At 52.9% G+C, this 17982-nt stretch carries 18 protein-coding genes; 4 read left to right on the forward strand and 14 right to left on the reverse strand.

Going from position 1 to position 17982, the window contains the following annotated elements:
• The first annotated feature begins 123 nt into the window (after window positions 1-123).
• Window positions 124-1359 carry an outer membrane protein assembly factor BamB family protein gene (locus tag AC0YNU_RS06470; protein WP_475754431.1) on the forward strand — a complete coding sequence of 412 codons (1236 nt, stop codon included), beginning with the start codon at window positions 124-126 and terminating at the stop codon, window positions 1357-1359.
• A gap of 150 nt (window positions 1360-1509) precedes the next feature.
• Window positions 1510-2196: an MBL fold metallo-hydrolase gene (locus tag AC0YNU_RS06475; RefSeq protein ID WP_475754433.1), complete on the forward strand. Its 687-nt coding sequence runs from the start codon at window positions 1510-1512 to the stop codon at window positions 2194-2196.
• Window positions 2197-2279: 83 nt separating this feature from the next.
• On the opposite strand, the gene AC0YNU_RS06480 is transcribed toward AC0YNU_RS06475, so the two are convergent.
• From AC0YNU_RS06480 to AC0YNU_RS06520, 9 genes are all read right to left on the reverse strand, one after another.
• Window positions 2280-3185: an alpha/beta fold hydrolase gene (locus AC0YNU_RS06480; protein WP_475754435.1), complete on the reverse strand. Its 906-nt coding sequence runs from the start codon at window positions 3183-3185 to the stop codon at window positions 2280-2282.
• A 228-nt stretch (window positions 3186-3413) separates the two neighbouring features.
• The gene (locus AC0YNU_RS06485; RefSeq protein ID WP_475754437.1) at window positions 3414-4403 is read right to left on the reverse strand and encodes a phage baseplate protein; all 990 of its coding nucleotides are present in this window, start codon (window positions 4401-4403) and stop codon (window positions 3414-3416) included.
• Between the two features lie 132 nt (window positions 4404-4535).
• Complete coding sequence (abc-f, locus tag AC0YNU_RS06490) at window positions 4536-6305, reverse strand: ribosomal protection-like ABC-F family protein (RefSeq protein ID WP_475754439.1); 1770 nt, start codon at window positions 6303-6305, stop codon at window positions 4536-4538.
• A gap of 369 nt (window positions 6306-6674) precedes the next feature.
• On the reverse strand, window positions 6675-7313 hold the full coding sequence (locus AC0YNU_RS06495) for an HD domain-containing protein (protein WP_475754441.1): 639 nt from the start codon (window positions 7311-7313) through the stop codon (window positions 6675-6677).
• Window positions 7314-7400: 87 nt separating this feature from the next.
• Window positions 7401-8303, reverse strand: coding sequence for an RNA polymerase sigma factor SigJ (gene sigJ / locus AC0YNU_RS06500; RefSeq protein WP_475754443.1), 903 nt, complete (start codon window positions 8301-8303; stop codon window positions 7401-7403).
• Window positions 8304-8451: 148 nt separating this feature from the next.
• Complete coding sequence (locus AC0YNU_RS06505; protein ID WP_475754445.1) at window positions 8452-9009, reverse strand: NADPH-dependent FMN reductase; 558 nt, start codon at window positions 9007-9009, stop codon at window positions 8452-8454.
• A 317-nt stretch (window positions 9010-9326) separates the two neighbouring features.
• Complete coding sequence (locus AC0YNU_RS06510; protein ID WP_475754447.1) at window positions 9327-9863, reverse strand: GNAT family N-acetyltransferase; 537 nt, start codon at window positions 9861-9863, stop codon at window positions 9327-9329.
• Window positions 9864-9884: 21 nt separating this feature from the next.
• On the reverse strand, window positions 9885-10541 hold the full coding sequence (locus AC0YNU_RS06515) for an SDR family NAD(P)-dependent oxidoreductase (RefSeq protein WP_475754449.1): 657 nt from the start codon (window positions 10539-10541) through the stop codon (window positions 9885-9887).
• Between the two features lie 50 nt (window positions 10542-10591).
• Complete coding sequence (locus AC0YNU_RS06520) at window positions 10592-11926, reverse strand: LLM class flavin-dependent oxidoreductase (RefSeq protein WP_475754451.1); 1335 nt, start codon at window positions 11924-11926, stop codon at window positions 10592-10594.
• A gap of 217 nt (window positions 11927-12143) precedes the next feature.
• Here AC0YNU_RS06520 and AC0YNU_RS06525 point away from each other — a divergent pair, with 217 nt between their 5' ends.
• Window positions 12144-12983: an amidohydrolase family protein gene (locus AC0YNU_RS06525; protein ID WP_475754453.1), complete on the forward strand. Its 840-nt coding sequence runs from the start codon at window positions 12144-12146 to the stop codon at window positions 12981-12983.
• Window positions 12984-13280: 297 nt separating this feature from the next.
• Here the strand turns inward: AC0YNU_RS06525 and AC0YNU_RS06530 are convergent, their stop codons facing one another.
• The 5 genes from AC0YNU_RS06530 to AC0YNU_RS06550 form a co-directional block, all read right to left on the reverse strand.
• Window positions 13281-13430, reverse strand: coding sequence for a hypothetical protein (locus AC0YNU_RS06530; protein ID WP_475754455.1), 150 nt, complete (start codon window positions 13428-13430; stop codon window positions 13281-13283).
• Window positions 13431-13447: 17 nt separating this feature from the next.
• On the reverse strand, window positions 13448-14437 hold the full coding sequence (locus AC0YNU_RS06535) for an SDR family NAD(P)-dependent oxidoreductase (RefSeq protein ID WP_475754457.1): 990 nt from the start codon (window positions 14435-14437) through the stop codon (window positions 13448-13450).
• Between the two features lie 61 nt (window positions 14438-14498).
• Entirely contained in the window at window positions 14499-14882 is a 384-nt protein-coding gene (locus tag AC0YNU_RS06540; RefSeq protein WP_475754459.1) for a VOC family protein, read from the reverse strand.
• Between the two features lie 96 nt (window positions 14883-14978).
• Window positions 14979-15719, reverse strand: a complete 741-nt coding sequence (locus AC0YNU_RS06545) for an MBL fold metallo-hydrolase (RefSeq protein WP_475754461.1) — start codon at window positions 15717-15719, stop codon at window positions 14979-14981.
• Window positions 15720-15820: 101 nt separating this feature from the next.
• Window positions 15821-16726: a pyridoxamine 5'-phosphate oxidase family protein gene (locus tag AC0YNU_RS06550; RefSeq protein ID WP_475754463.1), complete on the reverse strand. Its 906-nt coding sequence runs from the start codon at window positions 16724-16726 to the stop codon at window positions 15821-15823.
• Between the two features lie 230 nt (window positions 16727-16956).
• On the opposite strand from AC0YNU_RS06550, the gene AC0YNU_RS06555 reads away from it, so the two are divergent.
• Window positions 16957-17946, forward strand: a complete 990-nt coding sequence (locus AC0YNU_RS06555) for a GntR family transcriptional regulator (RefSeq protein ID WP_475754466.1) — start codon at window positions 16957-16959, stop codon at window positions 17944-17946.
• Window positions 17947-17982 lie beyond the last annotated feature (36 nt).

A 17982-nucleotide genomic window follows, 5' to 3' on the forward strand; every position in this document is an offset into this window, starting at 1 on the left:
TCGCCAGCACTTATTGGTCGATCTCTTACGTCTTCGTAACGATAATGTGCCTTTAACGGGTTCCAACCGCAGCTTGTCAGCGTATGCTGAAGTTGGACAACACTTCCGTAAAGGAGAATGCGAATGAACCGACGCTTCAAGACGCTGCTTATGCTGTCGTTAACGATTATCATGTGCTTCACTTTCAGCGCCCCCGCTTCGGCGGACACGAAGATTATCCACCTTCCGGTCATACAGATTCCGTGGCTAACGCTGTCTGCGCCATACTTGGCTTGGAAGCAGCCGATCGGAACAGGATCAATCATCGGTCCTGTAGACGCGCAAAACCATTTATTCCTGGCTTCGTCGGACACGAGGAACGGCAATCATGTGTATGCAATGGAGATGTATCCGGATGACAACCGGAATGTTCAGCAGTTTGACTTTGATGAGCCGATTACTTCGCTATCCACTGGCCCGTACGGTACATTATTCGTCGGTACGCTGAACAAGCTATATGCCTATCAACTCCACTACTCCTACGGGGTTAACCCACCGCCGACCCTTCTATGGACGTTATCGATCGGCAATACGATCGACCATGCCGTGTTCGATTCATACGACAATATGTACGTCCTCTCGAATGCGGATGTATACAGTAAATTGACTGCCATCAACCGAAGCGGCAAAGTGCTGTGGACGTATAGGTTCGCCGACTATTTCGGTACTCCCCCTGCCATCGATGAACATAATATCGTCTATGCAGGCTCGCTCTCGGGCAAACTTTATGCAATCAGTACGCGCAACGCCGTGGGAATCCAAGTCCCTGGCACCCATACAATCAAAATTTCGTTCGCCAATCCCGTTCTAGAATGGAAAGTGACCCTAGGAAAGCCGACCGACACGATTTATCCGACGGTCAAAATCTATACGAACGACGTGTATGCGAGCTCGACCACCGGCGGCGTCTTCGCTCTGAACGCTAACGGGTCTGTGAAATGGCATTACCCACTCGCGAATGACGAAGTGAACGCTGCTCCCTCTATCCAAACGGATGACACGGTTTATTTTGGAACCGCAATAACCGGCCAGCTTTACGCCTTATCGCCTAACGGCGCACTGAAATGGAAGTACAATCCGCCAGGATCATTCACGCAAAAAGCCGTCATCGGGACTCCCAGCGTCATTTCGAATGGCACTATTTTCTTCGGAACATCCAACCGTTACGTATATGCCGTCCTGCCGGATGGCACCGGGTTATGGAAATTTCACGCAAACGGACCCATTGCGACCGGGCCTTTAAGCGAATATTACGGGTACCGCACCTATGTGGCGACTGCTAAAGGATATTTCTATTGCCTAGCAACGATCCCGACTTAATCGCGCTCTACCCGTCTTATTAGGAGGTCGGCCAATTTAATTGGCTGGCCTTTTTGACGTATGCGCGCAAGCTTTCAGATAGGGATTGATTTTCATCGGACCTAGAGGAATAATTAGATCGTATACAATTTTAATAAGGCGGTGTTCGAAGTGGTTCAATCTGGCGTAGGTATCAAGAGCATTCAACTTCGCATGGAAAATCGCGGTCAGCCCTTTAATCCGACCGTCCTTTGGGACGATCATGACGTCGTTCTCGTAGATACCGGACTTCCCGGCCAAACGGAATTGATTCGCGCCGCGTTTCAAGAAGCGGGAATCCCGTACGAGAAGCTGACCAAAATCCTCATTACCCACCAAGATATGGATCATATCGGCAGCTTGCCCGCTTTGGTGGAAGCCTTCGGCAATCAGGTTCAGGTGCTTGCCCATGAAGTCGCCGTCCCGTACTTGGCCGGGGAAATTCCTCTCGATAAGAGCAAGAAACTCGTCAGCGCGCCCGTCAAAGTCGACGCAGCCTTGCGCGACGGCGATATCCTGCCTTTCGCCGGCGGCATTCGAGTGGTATTCACGCCGGGACATACGCCGGATCATACGGCCTTCTACCATATTCCGAGCAAGACGTTGATCGCGGGCGATTCCCTCACTGCGCAAGAGGGCGTCCTGCAGTCGTACAGCCCTGCCTACACGCCGGATCAAGCCTCGGCGCTGCGATCCATCGCCAAATTCCAAACGCTGGAGCTCGAAAAAATCATTGCCTATCATGGCGGCGAATGCGTGGACAACCTCCAGGATCGCCTGCAGAACATCTTGGACGCAGGTCCGGTCGCGGTTAAATAGGCTGATTCCGGTTCTCCGCAGTAACTAACATGAAGAAAGGACAGCTTTCCGCGGCTTCGAAGCCATGGACAGCTGTCCTTGTTTTATTTGACGACAAATTCGCGGATAGCGCCGGAAAATTGCTCCGGTTTCTCCACATGCCCCATATGTCCGCATTGATTAATGACTACTAGCTGCGACGCTGGAATTGCTGACGACATCTCGTTGGCCCATCTTGTCCCGCAGATGAAGTCATACTCTCCGACCATGATGAGGGTCGGGGTCTGGATCGTAGGCATAACATCGTGCACATCCCAATTCGCTGGTTGTCGATGGGTATCGATGGTCGCGTCTACCGAAGCTTTCCAGTCATCGAATTCCTTAGGCATGTTCCAATAATCGCCGAAGTACGCGGGCAGCAGTCTTTGCACGATACCGAGGAAGGACTCTCTGTCATTGACGGATACTGCTCCGCTCGTCATATCCGCCCAAGCCTGTTTGGCTTCCTGCGCTTCCGGTTGCGCCGACCATCGCTGTGCGAAGAGATCCATTTGTTTGGTCGCTTCGATGCCCAAATCCATGCCATTGCACGGTGCGCCGTCGTATACGATCAACCCTGCGAGCTCATTCGGATAATCGAGCGCATATTGCAGCCCGACAAAGCCGCCATGCGAATGCCCTAGAAAATAGGCATCCAGTGCCCCAGCATGCTCGAGCACCTTTCGGGAGAAATATGCGTAGGTGGACATCCCGTATTCTCCACCCGGCAGCATTCCTGATTGACCTGTGCCGATTGGCTCTATATATAGCACAGTCATGAACTTCTCCAGCAGCGGCATGCGAAGATAGTTCCAATGGAATCCCGGTCCTCCGGGATGAACGAGACAAACGGGCCCGCTGCCCGCCACGTGATAGACCTGCCGAAGCCCATCAATTGTGATCTCGTGCGTGCCCTGCGTCAGTGCTTCGTTAAATGCCGAATGTGAAGGATTTGCGTATGAACTGTTCATGGATGTACCTTCTTTCGAATGTTAGGATTGCGTGTTGCATCGAGTAAAACCCGCCTTGCTGTCACTATAGCAGGCATACGATTTTTTCATAAGAGGGCACTTTTTTTAAATATGCTTTATACGAATAAAGTTATGCGCCGCTTCGCCACCGAGAGCTGCGTTCGATTCTATGAAAACACGAAAAAGGCAACCGACCTAAGCCGGCTGCCCTATCGCGGTTTCGTATCGTTAGAATACGCTGTCCGGAACATAATAAATTTTTTGCGAGTCTTTCTTATTCACCGTATCTGTCACGATATTGAAATAGACGTTGCCGTCTTTCGTTTGGACGCCTTCGATTTCGTGGGTGCCTACGTTCGTTATTTTCACGAGGGTTTTGTACGCGCCCGCGTTCGACATGAGCGCAATCTGCGGCGTATCGCCTTCCGCGCCGCCCGACGTGTAGATTTCCGTACTGCCCAGCATATCGAAGCCCTGGAAAGATCCGTTCGGCCTGACGATCGCGCTATCCGACTGGGTAATGCTCGCCACGTTCGCGTTGACCGCCGCCGCGCTGTCCATTCTCACCTGTTCGCTGCCGTCGAGAAGCTGGTTCAAGGCTGCCGTGTCATAGATGGACCAGGTCACGCTTCCATCGGCGGTTTGCACCCGGAAAATCGTATAATCGCTGTTGCCGCCGCCATCGACGCGGTAGGTTTCACCGAGACTCGTGCCGGTCTCATCGGCGTAATTCATATAGGTGAACCGGTGAAGATCCGTATAATCGTATGTCGCGCCAGCCGCGTATTGAAGCCTGGCTACTTGCAGCGACCAGTTATACGTTGTCGAAGGGTCCGCTTTCGAACTGAAATAAAAGTAATTGATGCCATTATACGTGTACATATCGAGCGTTTGGCCATGGCCCGCATTGGTGATCGTCATTTCGTCGACGTAGGTGGCGTTCGTCCCGTCCATGAGCAATCTGGACAGATAGACCGTTCCTCCGGACCGCTGCGTGACGTAAAGGTACGTGGATGCGATGTACGATTTCTGGACGGCCAGGTTGTGATGGAGCCCTTTGAGATTGTAGGCGAGCGTCGCCGAAGCGTTTACCGTTTTACCGGGCGTCGCCGCGAAGACGGGCAATACGGACATGCCGAAAATAAAAACCGCGAGACCGACGGAAGCGAGTAGTTTCAATGACCTTTTCATCCGTTCCCATGCTTGAACGCGAAGCATCCGAATACCTCCATTTCTATATTCTTCATGTAGTTGAGTACGATCTGATTATCAAATAATCGACTGCCGCTTTGAATAGTCTGCTAGTACCAAATAATGTTAATGTTGTTTAAACGTTCGCGATCGCGCGACTCAATCGGACGATAGCCGGGCATCCTGCAGCCTCTTTCGATTGCCGAGCAGCTGCTTATACTCTTCGTCGAGCTCCGCATACCGAATGTCGGTCGGCTTCAACAAGCTTAATTCCCCGAGCACCAACGCCATTCGGTTCGCGATTACCAGCTTCTCCTCTTCCAACTGCTGCTCGTTCATCTCGCTAGCAGCATGCTTGCTTTGCTTCCGCTCGCGAAACGCTTCGTAGCCGGATTCGATCCGATGAATACCGCTCTCCTGAAAAACAAGCAGCTTCGTGCAGATCTTGTCGACCAGATATCTGTCATGCGAGACGACGATCAGCGTTCCGCGATACTCCGATAACGTTGCTTCAAGCTGCTCGCGGCTTGCCAAATCGAGATGGTTGGTCGGCTCATCCAGAATGAGCAAATCCTGCTCGCGCATCATAAGCTGCGAAAGCTTGATCCTCGTGCGTTCGCCAAGGCTTAGCTGGGCAATCGGCTTCTGCAGCATGGAAGCATCGAAGCCCATATTGGCCAGCAGCGTCCGCGCTTTCCCGACATCGCTGCGGATTTCAAGGCTCTCCCGCAGCAGGTCGAGTACGGTCCGCCGCTGATCGAGATCCGATACATCCTGCGTCAAATACGCGACTTTGGCAGTCGGACTAACCCATAGCTGACCGGAGTCGACCGGTTTCCGGCCTAGCAGCATTTGGATAAGCGTCGTTTTCCCGCATCCGTTAGGTCCAAGCAGGGCGATTTTCTCCCCGCGCTGCACGTAGAAGGAACTATCGGCAAACAAGGAAAGCCCGCCGTACGACTTGCCAATCCGCTGCGCTTCCACGATTCGTCGGCCGCGTTTGTCCGGCTGATCCCAGCCAAAGGACACCTTTGCTTCCTCGTTGGGCTTTTTCACGCCTTCCAGATCGATCTTTTCCAGACGATGAATGCGGGATTTGATTTGCTTATCCATGCTTTTGGCTTTGCTGCGGTAGAATTCCTTCACGCCTGCCCGCATTTCAGCCATTTTCCCGATCTTGCCGGCTTCGCGATGCGCCTTCGCCGACCAATTCTTCAGCCGATTGATTTCCGCTTCTATCTTCTGCTCGTATTTCTGCTGTTCTTCGTACTGATGGAGTTGGCTCTGGAAGCGACGGGCTTTCTCCTCCCGATAGAACGTGTAATGACCCGGAAAAGACGTCGACACGCCATCTTGCAGCTCGATGATCCGGTCCACCGTTTGATCGAGGAAATAACGGTCATGCGAAATCACGATCGTCGTGCCGCTATACTGTCGAAGCGCTTGAACGAGGTAATCGACGCCGTCGAAATCCAAGTGATTCGTCGGTTCGTCGAGCAGCAGAATATCCGGCTTCGAGGACCAAATATGAGCGATCGCCAGCTTCGTCTTCTCTCCGCCGCTCAAACCTGCCAGACGCGCTCCGTCCCACTCCTTCACCTTATGCAATCCGAAATGACTGGCGGTCTGAAGAAACTGCTCGGTTTCACGGGACTCGGCCGATGGGGCCATCATCTCGCTGAAGGTACTGACTGTATACGAGGTCGACTGCAGCAAATACCCGATGCGCAGCTGATCCCGGTGAAAGGCGAGCTTGCCTTCGTCCGGCTGAATCGTGCCGAAGATCAGATTGGCCAGCGTCGTTTTGCCTGCTCCGTTCATCCCGACCAAGCCGACACGCTCTCTGCTGGCCAGATCGGCGTCTACGTTCATGAGCACATTCGTGTCGCCGAAGCTTTTTTTAATTCCGCGTAGGGTTAGTATTGTCATTCCAATCACCGCTTCTAGTTTAGTTGAACAACTGACAAGGGCTATGATTGTCGAAGACAAAAAAAACCGCAGGGCGCGCCTGCGGCTAAGGATATACGGATAGAGGAATAGCGTGAATACGCCCTAAATAGACGCCGACAAACGGCATCCATCAAGATGGCAGGAGTCGCCTCCAATAGACACACGTAACCTAATCCGCTCCGCGCATAGGCTGAGCTCTTATCGCTTATCGTCATTTTCGAAAATCATGATCGACAGGAAATTAGGTCCACATGATGGCTGATTGGATACCTCCCACAACGTTCAAGTTACCACATTATAGCATGACAAACTCACGTTTGCATGCCGCAGCTCGTAAAAAATCCAACTTTATTCGTCCCACGGGGAATGAAGGACATGATGGCAAAAGTTGGGGCGCACATATCCGGGAAGAAGCAGTTCGCACACGTCGGCGTTGATCGTTCCGTACGTGGTTTCCGGTTTATGCTTGAAGCCTTCCATGAAGGCATGCAGGATGTTGTGTTTGAACTGGTTGCGAGGAAAAGCTTCGACGATTTGCTGCCGCGCTTCTGCCGAGATGAGCTCGAAGTTCCTCCCGACCACGTCATAACCGACGCCGAAATTCATAAGCGCTGCTTCGGCTTCCTTATGTTCGACGATTCCGATGCTCGTATGCAGGGCAACCGCATCCCATACCAGACGAACGGAATCTTCGGGGACGCCGCGGCTCTTGAGAAAATCGCGGGCGGCATTCGCCCCATCGACTTCGAAGCGCTTGTCGGCGCTTCGGAATGCGGGAGTAAGGCCGAGATCGTGGAATAGCGAACTGATATAAAGCAATTCGGAATCGTATTTGATTCGATTCAGGTTCCCCCTCATGGCCGAAAACAGATAGACCCGGTTCGAGTGGTTCCACAGCAGGTCGTCGGCATGCTCGCGCACCAATTCGGCGGCTTCGCGAGCCAGTTTGCTATCGGGAATCTTGATATCAGCGATGTAATTCGTCATCGTTAACTTCCTCCTCCAACGTTTTTTGTTCGTACATTCAAGAAGACAACCGAAGGAGCCTATCTGTGACAAAACCCGCTAATAAATTCAGGATTGCTTTTCGAGCAAACGGACGGCGCGTTGGAGCTTGTCCGGATTCATCATGACGTATACGCGGGAAATGGCCGAACCGTCAGCGTTCATAGCGAAGGCGTATACGGCGAACGGTGTACCGCCAAACATCACCATAAAGCTGTCACGGCCGTTGACGACTACCTTCTTGACGGTCCCTTCCCGGAGATAGTTGGACATGGAATAGGTCAGCATGGCCTCGACGCGATCCCGGCCAATAATCGGGTTGATGGCAGCTCTTACTTTGCCGCCGCCGTCTGTAAGCAAGATGGCGTCTTCACTCAGTAATTCAACGATGGCGGCGATATCTCCAGCACGAAAGGCAGCGCTGAACGATGTGCTAAGCGCCTGGAATTCCGGCTTTATCGGCGCAATCGGCACTCCGGCGTCGTTATTCTCAGCACCCAGCTTGCGTTTTCCGCGACTGAACAGCTGCCGGCAATTCGCCTCGGTTTTACCGAGCCATGCTCCGATTTCCTCGAAGGCGAAGCCGAGCGTTTCCCTCAGCACGAAGACGGCCCTTTCCATCGGCGTCAGACGCTGCATCACGACCAGATAGGCGTAGGCGATGTCGTCTTTCAGCTCAAACGCCTCCTCGGGATTGGCATCTGCCGCTGTTACAATCGGCTCGGGCAGCCAGGGGCCGATATAGGCGGTCTTTGCCTTACGGGATGATTTGAGTTCGTTCAGGCAACGATTGGTGACAAGCTTACAGAGATACGCTTTGATATTCATGATTTCGCTCGTATGCTGTCGTTGCAAGGCGACGAACACGTCCTGAACGATATCTTCCGCATCCTGCGACAATCCGAGCATCCTGTACGCGATAGAGAATAGCAGCGGTCGGTATTGGGCATAAAGGGCATGGTAATCCAGCATGTCGTCCAGTTCCAATCATTCAGAATTTACGAGCCGTTGCGTTGGAAACGACGAATCGTATCGATCTCACGACGAGAATACCACGATTCCCTATAGAATTCCCAAATTTTAAGCATCGTATTTTTTATTTCATATCGCTCATTATTCATTATTTCTCCATAATAGCCTGCGACAGCGCGTCGACCAAGGCGCGCAGCGAGGTCAAGGTCGTATGATCCGTCACATTGCCATTCGGCCCGATCAACTTGCTGACGAAAGGAATGGCCAGCGATGCTTCTTCCGGGATGGTTGCGCTCATCATTTTTAAGGTCAAGGCCAGCGATTGCAATGCTGTCGCACCGCCATCCGGATGCGGGGACGCGCTTATAATCGCCGTTGGCATGTTCATGAATTCTCCCGAAGATACGACCCAGTCCAGCGCGTTCTTGAGCGAGCCCGGCACGCCTCGCGCATATTCCGGCGTACAGATCACAATCGCATCCGCTGCTCGCAACTCCTCCCGCCATTTGCGCACCGCGTCGTTTGGTTCGGCTTCATCGCCATCTAAGTCCGGGCTGAAATGCGGCAGTGTAGCAAGCCCTTGATACATCCGAAATACCGTATCGGCAGGCAGCATGCTCTCGATGGTCGTGAGCAACCGAGTATTCGACGAGTCCTTGCGCAGACTTCCGGATATGCCTAGCACGACATGAGGTTGATGCTCCATTCGGTTCGCCCTCCTTTTCATTCGATAGTCATAGTTTAAACCATCACATTAATGTCATAGTCAATAAAGCTTGGTTTATATGATTAAAATGGATGCGAGTGTCATTTCCCTCCCCTTAAACAAAAAAACAGCAGCCAATTATTTATTCGGCTGCTTTCGTTCACTAGTGCTATTTAAATTCCTCCGCCAGAGATAGACGTAAATTGCCTCGATGTAACGAAGCCGGTATTACCGGGTACTCCCGTCGTGAGTTGGACAGTGACTTGTCGCAAACGCTACAATAATCGCGTTGATTCAACTGTCACCGCCCCTCCCTGCTAAGCTAAGGATTGCACGGGAATTGATTCGCCTGACGTTCGTTCCGAGCGGATTAGCTGCTTCTTCAACAGCACCATCTTGCCGTCATCCTCGGTTTCGAGCTCATAGATGCGTTCGTAGCCTCTTCGCTCATACATCTGCACGAGCCACGGATGGCGTTCGGCCGTACCTAGCGTAACCGCCTCTGCTTTCCACTTGTCGCGGGCTATCTCCTTTTCTACCCATGTGAGAAGACCGTTTCCGACGCCTTGACCTTTGAAAGCAGGCTCAACCGCAAACTTCATGATAAATGGATAATCGGCGAATGCCTTTAGCTGTTCCACCGGCTCGGAGATGGTGACTGTCGCGATGATTGCGCCGTCGCGTTCCAGTACGTAACATTCATGGCTCGCGATCGTGTCCCGCACCATCTCGATGTCCGCGTATGCCGCAGGGAATTTAATGCCCAATTCCCGAATCGTCTCATACGCCCTCAGAATGACGCCCAGCAACTCTTCTGCATCGTCAAGCGCAGCCAATCGATATCGATCACTCATTTTCGTCACCTCGCATGTGTATTAAGACTCGGCAAATACGTATTCGACCAGGTTACGGGCCGTGAACAATTCCCAGTACTTGTCGGCGATGCGGTCCGGGTCGAAAAACGTGCCGGGAGACACGAAGCCGCTGATCGTGACGGTTCCGACGTAGACGTTGCTTGGTTTAAGCTCTTGCGCCAGCGCGTATGCCAACGAGCGAACGCCGGCTTTCCCGATGGAAAGCGAAGCATAATCGGGATTAGGGTACAAGGCCAACCCTCCGCCCGTAATGAGTATGGCGCCTTCCTTCCGCTCGACGAAGCGCGGCACGACTTCTTGGATACTCGTAATCGCGCCGACGACGTTCACCTTGAAATCTTCGATCAACTGATGTTCATCCAATCCCGTCGCGATGGATTTCGTTACGGCCGCGGCGTTGTACAGCAGCACGTCCGGCTCGCCCAGCTGCTCGCGAATGTCCCGGAACGCGATAGCAAGCGATTCCGGGCGCGATGCATCGGCCGTCACGTAATGCGCCTCAATCTCTTGTTCGCGAAGCTCGGCTGCCAAACGGGCCAAAGAAGCGGCGTTTCTCGCGACGAGCGCGACGCGGTACCCGTTCGTTCCGAATTTGCGGGCGACCGCCGCGCTGACGCCGGGACCTGCTCCAATGATGGCTAGTATAGGTTTACTCATGAACATTCTCTCCTTCTCTTGCATGAATGTATGACAACGTCAATCTCCGTTTAATTAGAAGCGATGGTTTGCTTGGCGTAGCGGTTGATCGGGAACGGCAAGCCCAGGTTGCCGCGCAGCGTGTCGTGTTCGTATTCGTCGCGGAACAACCCGCGGGCTTGCAGGATCGGCACGACTTGATCCACGAAGTCGTCGAGAGCGTTCGGAACGCCGGAGCCGATAATGAAGCCGTCGGCCGCGCCCGTCTCGAACCAGCGCTGGATCTCGTCCGCCACTTGTTCCGGCGTTCCGATGAAGCTGCCTCGCGGCGTCGTCGTCGAACGGAGAGCAACTTGCCTCAGCGTCAGGTTGTGCTCCTTCGCCTTCTGCTTGATGCGATCCGTCGTGCTCTTAAAGCCGTTCGAGCCCAATTCGCCAAGATCCGGGAACGGTTCGTCGAGCGGGTATTGGCTGAAGTCGTGATGATCGAAGTAGCGGCCCAAGTAGCGCAGCGCGTCTTCAATCGAGCCCAAGCTTGCCGTCTCCTCGAATTTGCGTACCGCTTCCTCGTACGTCGCGGCGACGATCGGACCTATGCCCGGGAAGATGAGAATGCTGTCCGGCGAACGACCGTAAGCGGCGGCGCGCTGCTTCACGTCGGCGTAGAACGCCTGCGCTTCTTCAATCGTTTCGTGGCCGGTGAACACGGCGTCGGCCGTCTTGGCCGCGAGATTGCGTCCGGCGTCCGAAGAGCCGGCCTGAAACACGATCGGCTGCCCTTGCTTGGATCGCGCGATGTTCAGCGGTCCTTGGACGGAGAAATGCTTGCCATTATGATCGAGGCGATGCAATTTCTGAGGATCGAAGAATACCCCGCTCTCCTTGTTGCGAACGAAAGCGTCATCCTCCCAGGAATCCCACAGCCCTTTGGCAACCTCGAGGTATTCCTCGGCGATTTCGTAACGGGAAGCGTGCTCCGGATGGCCGCCTTTATTGAAATTGGCGGCGGTGCCGACGCCCGGGGACGTTACGACGTTCCAACCTGCGCGTCCTCCGCTGATATGGTCGAGCGAAGCGAACTGCCTCGACACGTTGAACGGCTCGCTGTACGATGTCGAAAGCGTGCCGACGAGCCCGATCTTGGAAGTGACGGCGGCGAGCGACGACAGCAGCGTGACAGGCTCGAATCTGTTCAGGAAGTGCGGAATGGATTGCTCGTTTATAAATAAGCCGTCAGCAATGAACGCGAAGTCGAACTTGCCCGCTTCCGCTTTGGCTGCTTGTTGCCGGTAAAAGCCGATATTGATGCTGGCATCCGATTGCATATCGGGATGCCGCCAGGCCGATACGCTCGAGCCTACCCCGTGTATCGCCGCGCCGAGTCTCAATTTCCGTTGTTTTGCCATCGTCGTCCTCCACTCCGTTTCCATGCTTGGTTAAGTTCCAATTAATTCCGAGTATTCCACTCGTTTTTAATTAATATATAAGTGTAACAATAAGGCAATTATCGATCGTTCGCTAATAGAATTGTTCGAATGACGAATAGGGGATATTGATTGGCATATGCGCGCAGCGGAGTGATAGGTTGATCGTGGACGATTGTCCGGAAGGAGGAAGTCGCGCATGATGATCGATTTTCGTATGAAGCCGCCGATTCCCGCATGGGAGCGGCTGTTCGCGGTAGGACGGAACGCGGTTGGACAATGGCTCAACCTGCAAGGATTGGAGCCGATTCCGTCGGAGACGTTGGAAGAGGTTATCGGAGAGATGGATGCGCAGGGCATCACGCATGCCGTCATTATGGGAAGAGGCAACGAGCCGGGATCGTCGAACGCGGAGCTGGCGGCATTCCTGTCCAGCCAGACAACCGATCGGTTCATCGGGTTCATCGGAGCGGACCACACGGACATCGCTGGCGCGGTGGATGCCGTCGATACGTACGCGGCCACCGGCCTCTTCCGCGGCGTGTCGCTGAATCCGGCAACGCTGCAGCCGCGAACGCCGATCGGGGATCCGTCTTGGGATCCGCTCTTCGAGGCGGCGCTGAGACACGGGCTGCCCTTGTCCATTACGTTAAGCGGGCTGCTAGGCTTGATCGGCGAGACGATCGATTACGATTACCCCAGACCAGCAGGTCTCATTCGCGCCGCGAGAGCGTACCCCGACCTCAAGATCATCCTCTCGCACGGCGCGTGGCCGTTCGTCGGCGAGGCGATCGCCGCGGCTACCGTATGTCCGAATATCTACCTGTCTCCGGACTTGTATTTCCGGTTCCCCGGCAGCCAGCTGTACGTCGAAGCGGCGAACTTCAACCTATCGAATCAACTGTTATTCGGGAGCTGCTACCCGAACGTGCCGTATGACTTCGCGATCTCGCACTTCAAAAGCCAGAATTGGAACGAAGGCGTTCTCCGCAAAATTCTGTACGAGAACGGCGCGAAGCTGCTCGGCTTGCCGCTCTAATGGACAAAAGGCCGTTTTGCTGCTGATGCGATCTTTTCATAGCAATTTGCCACGTGGGACCTGCTGTGCCGCGAATCCGACAACTAAAAAAGCCCGCCATTATAAGCGGACTTCATTCGGACGATAGGCTTGTCACCAGTTATCTCGTGCTCACAGCTATCTAGTGCTCACAGCCAATCAGCATCATACGCTCCGATTGGCTGTAGCACTACTTCCTCGATATGCCTGAAGAAAGAAATCTATTCTGCGACTACTTCGTTGTTCTATGAATAAGTCTATTATAATTCCAAAGTTCGATCAGAAGAACGAGGCTCCAAATATTCCAGCACCCGGCCATCGCGCCTCCCATCGTTTCTCGCTAGGCTTGCCGGTCAGCTCGCGATAGAAAGGCAACGCCTCATCCAATCGATTCACATGGACCGTTGCATAAACGTCCGTGATTTTCATCGTCTCTTCTCCCTCTGCTAAATCTCAAAACGAACGCCCGTTAATTCTTCGCTTACGTTCCACAGTCGGCTGGCGTTCGCGGGATCGACGGCATATGCAAATACGCCTGATGCAAACCGGGTCTCCGTCACGCTTGCGATATCCATTCCATCGCAATACACGCCTCCCTTGTCATCCAACTCGGAGCCGATCGCGCACCATACAATCGTGGCTGCCCCTTCCGGGACGGTCTTGTTCTCGTCGTTGAATTCCGGCAGGACGCGTTCTCCCTTATCATTCATCGCACCAAAGGCACGCATCTCGTCATCGGAGATATGACGGTTTAATCGGGTCATGATCGTTCCCGGATGAAGCGAAAATGCCCGAACGCCATATGCCTTGCCGCGCTTGTCCATTTCAACCGCGAATAAGCTGTTCGCCGTCTTCGACTGGGCATAGGCCTCGTATTTATCATAAGGGCGTTGCTCGAAATGGAGATCATCGTAATCCAAGTCGCCCATCTGGTGACCCCGCGAAGAAACAGCAACGATTCGTGCGCCTCCCGCCTTCTTAAGAGCCGGCCACAACCGTGCCGTCAGCTGGAAATGTCCCAAGTGATTCGTCGACAGCTGGGATTCGTAACCTCTTTCATCGCGCGTCAGCGGATTCGCCATAATGCCGGCAGCGTTAATTAATAGATGAAGAGGACGGTTCGAAGCAACGAAACGCGCCGCGAAAGCATCGATCGAATCCGGAATCATCAGGTCCATCTGCTCGAACTCGATTCCGGAGACATTGCCAAGAACGGCACGAACCTTATCCAGCGTTCTACCAGGAACGACGACCGTCGCCCCGGCCGCAGCAAGCGCTTTAGCCGCTTCCTGGCCAAGCCCGGAGTATCCCCCCGTAACAATGGCTATTTTCCCTGTCAGATCTTGACCTGCTACGATATCCTGCACGGTCGTCCGAGGCCCGTACCCGGTGGGCAGTGGCGCTTGAGGAGTTGTATGGTGATTCGTTGATGTCATGCTAGAACCTCCGTTATCGTTATGAGTGATGAATGCACGGTTCTGCCGCGGTTTTGTACGATTAAGCGCTTTGAATAAACTCGATCCATTCTTTATCTGGTCCGTAAATGTAGAAGTAGCGGGTCCCGCTTGGCATCGTTGCAATTTCCGGATCAACGAATTCAACGCCCGTCTCCCTGAGCCTGTCCCATTCCTCCTGAATATCCGTAACAGACAGCGCAATATGGTGTACCTTGCCTTCCGAAGGTAACCGATCCTTGAAGCCGCGAATCAATTCGATTTGCGTCTCCCCGTCCGACTCGTACCCTAGGAAGCTCACTTCCAGTCCATTCGCGTGCGCGTTGCGATCCTTCACTTGAAGTCCCGCGATCTCCGCATAGAACCGGATGGAGGCATCCATATCGCTCACCATAATTCCCACGTGATCGATCTTATTTATAGTCATTGGCTCACCTCCTTTTATTCCGTGAACATAGGGCACTGTCCACGACGTTCATGCGTCATGCTTCATGCTTCATGCTTCAAGCTTCATACGTCATGTTTAAAGCTCGTAAATTTCGTTGGTTTCGAGAACATTCAGATCGACGCGATCCTTGGCGCTCAGCGTTAATCTCTCCATCAGATTAGGCGTCTGGGTATAGATCGGAGGCTGATGAACGGCATTATAATGAATGGGAATCAGCGCCTTCGCTCCAAGAATCTCGGCAGCCATGACGGCTTGTTCGGGAGTTAGACATATCGGCTGGTCGCTGTGCGGCGCTACGCCCGGAAATTTCGTAATGGCGCCATTTACAGGCAGGCATGCCGCATCGAACGCGCCATACGTTTTTGCCATTTTCCACCAATATCCATGCCACAACGTATCGCCGGCATGAAGCATCTGTTTGCCGCCGCCGCGAACAATCCAGGATACTTGAGGGTCTCCGGAACCATCCACCGCATGTGCCGCATAGATCGTAAACGGTCCGACGGAATAGGGTTCTCCGACAGTAACTCCGGTCACTTGGCGTAAGCCGCTTGTCGAGGCTAGTTCTGCGATCTCTCGAGGAACAAATACAGGGACGTCCGCGCCATAAGCCGAGATGATCGCCTCCGGGTCGAAATGATCCGGATGTTGATGCGTCACCAAGACGGCGTCTGCCGGTCCGAACGACTCGAGAGGGAAAAACGGCACTTGCGGCTTCCCAAGCTTGGAAGGAAAATGATACATCGGATCAATCGCGAGGGCAGCACCGTTGAATTCAACTCTGATCCCGGCCCACGGAAGCTTTTGAATGTTCATGCGCTTCTCATTCCTCTCTATCCTCATGTTTAGGAGCATTTCGTGACAAACGAATGATATGATTACGAGGCGCTCGCCTCACCTCCCTTCAATCGCGCCGCTTAGCCTCTCGGATTATAAGGCGATAATTCCGACTCTCCCCATCTTAACGACGAAGCATTCTCCACTTGGATGGCTTCCCGAATTTCAAACCGGACTAATCTTTCGGCTCCCGGATAGACGGCAGCCTCATCTTTATCCCAAACGATATGCGACATGCCGGTCAAATGAAGGGAATGACCGTGATCATAATCGATAAACAACAGGCCCGAAGAAGGATTCGAGTCCATATTCCCTAAGGTGTTGAACATCGAATTTCCGGAATAATCAGGGAACACAATCGTCTTTTCATTGACCACGTGGACAAACCCCGGGTTTCCTCCGCGATGCGAAGCATCCATCGCTCCCTTCTCGCTTACGCTGCCGATGTAGAACGTATCGGCCTGAGAAATCCACGCTTGCTGCTGCTTGGTCAATGCTATCGTTCGCCGTTCCGACTTTATTAACCTGAAGTCGTCTTGGTCAGGGTCAAGCGATCTTCTCTGGATATATTTAGGACAATTCCCATAAATCTGATCGGCAGTTATGATCAGTTGATCCTTCCGAACTTCGGCACTTCCATTAATCCTCAGCCTGATTCTCCGGTTCGTGTCCATGATAAGCAGCCCGATTGGCTGCCGGACTCCTGTCTTCAAGCCCGAAAGAGGATCGCCTTCCATGAGTTCTGCTCGGATAGCCAACAATCGCTCATCAAGCACCTCAGCAAACCCAGCCTCGCCGACAAGAAAGGTCACCCAGACGCTGCCTTCGCGATCCCTGGACGATAGAACGATAAACGGTTGGAATCTCAGGAATTCCATCATCCCTTTCGTGAACCGGGAACCGATTATTTTGCCGTTTTGGGAAGCGATCGCCGCTTCTCCCGCCCGTTCTTGAACTTGCAGTTCCCCTTCATGAAACACATCCACGCCGCCACTTCCTTCCGTAAAGACACGTTCATCTGAAGGTATTATTCACCAACGCTCACTTAATTATAGTTAATATAAATACTAGTTACCTAGTTATCTAGTTATATAATTTAAATTCCTGATTGTCAACCGATTCAACGCAATTTTAATATAAAGTGAGAGTTGCAATTTTGATAAATGTAAAGATAGCGCTATAATAAACCTAGTCAACTATGAATGAGGTGTTCTTAATGAGCGAAAAAAACTACATGCTTCAAGTTGATCCCCGATTAACATTTAATGTGAATACGCAAATAAAAGAGCAGCTGAAATGGTTAATTCGAACTGGACAACTGGAAATCGGCGATATCCTGCCTTCGGCAAGTCAATTGGCGGATGAGCTCGAAATCAATCGCAATACCATCAACTGGGTTTACAGCCAACTGCGTGACGAGGGGCTGGTTTCCATGCAAAAGGGACGGGGTACCTCGGTACTGAACGGAAGCAAGACGAAGCAGCTAAGGGATGAACGGAAACCGATGCAGCAGCTTCTGGACAATACCATCCGCGAGGCAACAACGTTGGGGTTTGATTTGCAGTCCTTTTTCGTAGCAGGTCTTGCATATACGCTGCTTCACCCTCCCTATCCTGCCGGCAAACTGCGCGTTCTGCTTGTCGAATGCACGGGACATGACCATCCCTTTTTCCGTCAGAGCATCGAGCGAGAAACGGGCGGAGAAGTCGAGACGATCTTTCTGGATGACATTTCGGGGAAAGACGACGTCGCGCGGGAGGCTGCTCAGCGTTCCGACATCATTATCACAACCGTAAATCATGCGGAGGATGTGAAGGCTCTATTTGCACGCCACCACGATACGATTATTGTGATCGGGGCAACGATCGATTCTACGCTGCTGCTTGAAATCGCCAAGCTGAAGCATGGCAGTCATGTGGCCTTCGTTTGTCTAGGTAAAATCGGGGGCGAATGGATGGCCAGCCGGATTCGGGAAGCCGGTATTCATGACCTCCGCTTCGAAACCGTCGGGCTGAATGAACCAGAGCTTTTTAATGCCGCCGTTCTGAGCGCTGATAAAATTTATGCCTCCAATGCCGTGTTTTCGAAGCTTAAAACTATGCATCCCGATAAAACGGAGCTCTTCCCGATGAAGTTGGAGCAAAGCAGCGAGAACTTATTGCATGAACTCGCAACGCAAAAAAGCCGCGATTTGCACGGCCGATAAATTTGCATGCATAGAACCGTTTGAATTGGAGAAAGT

The sequence above is a fragment of the Paenibacillus sp. J31P316 genome (assembly GCF_056269105.1).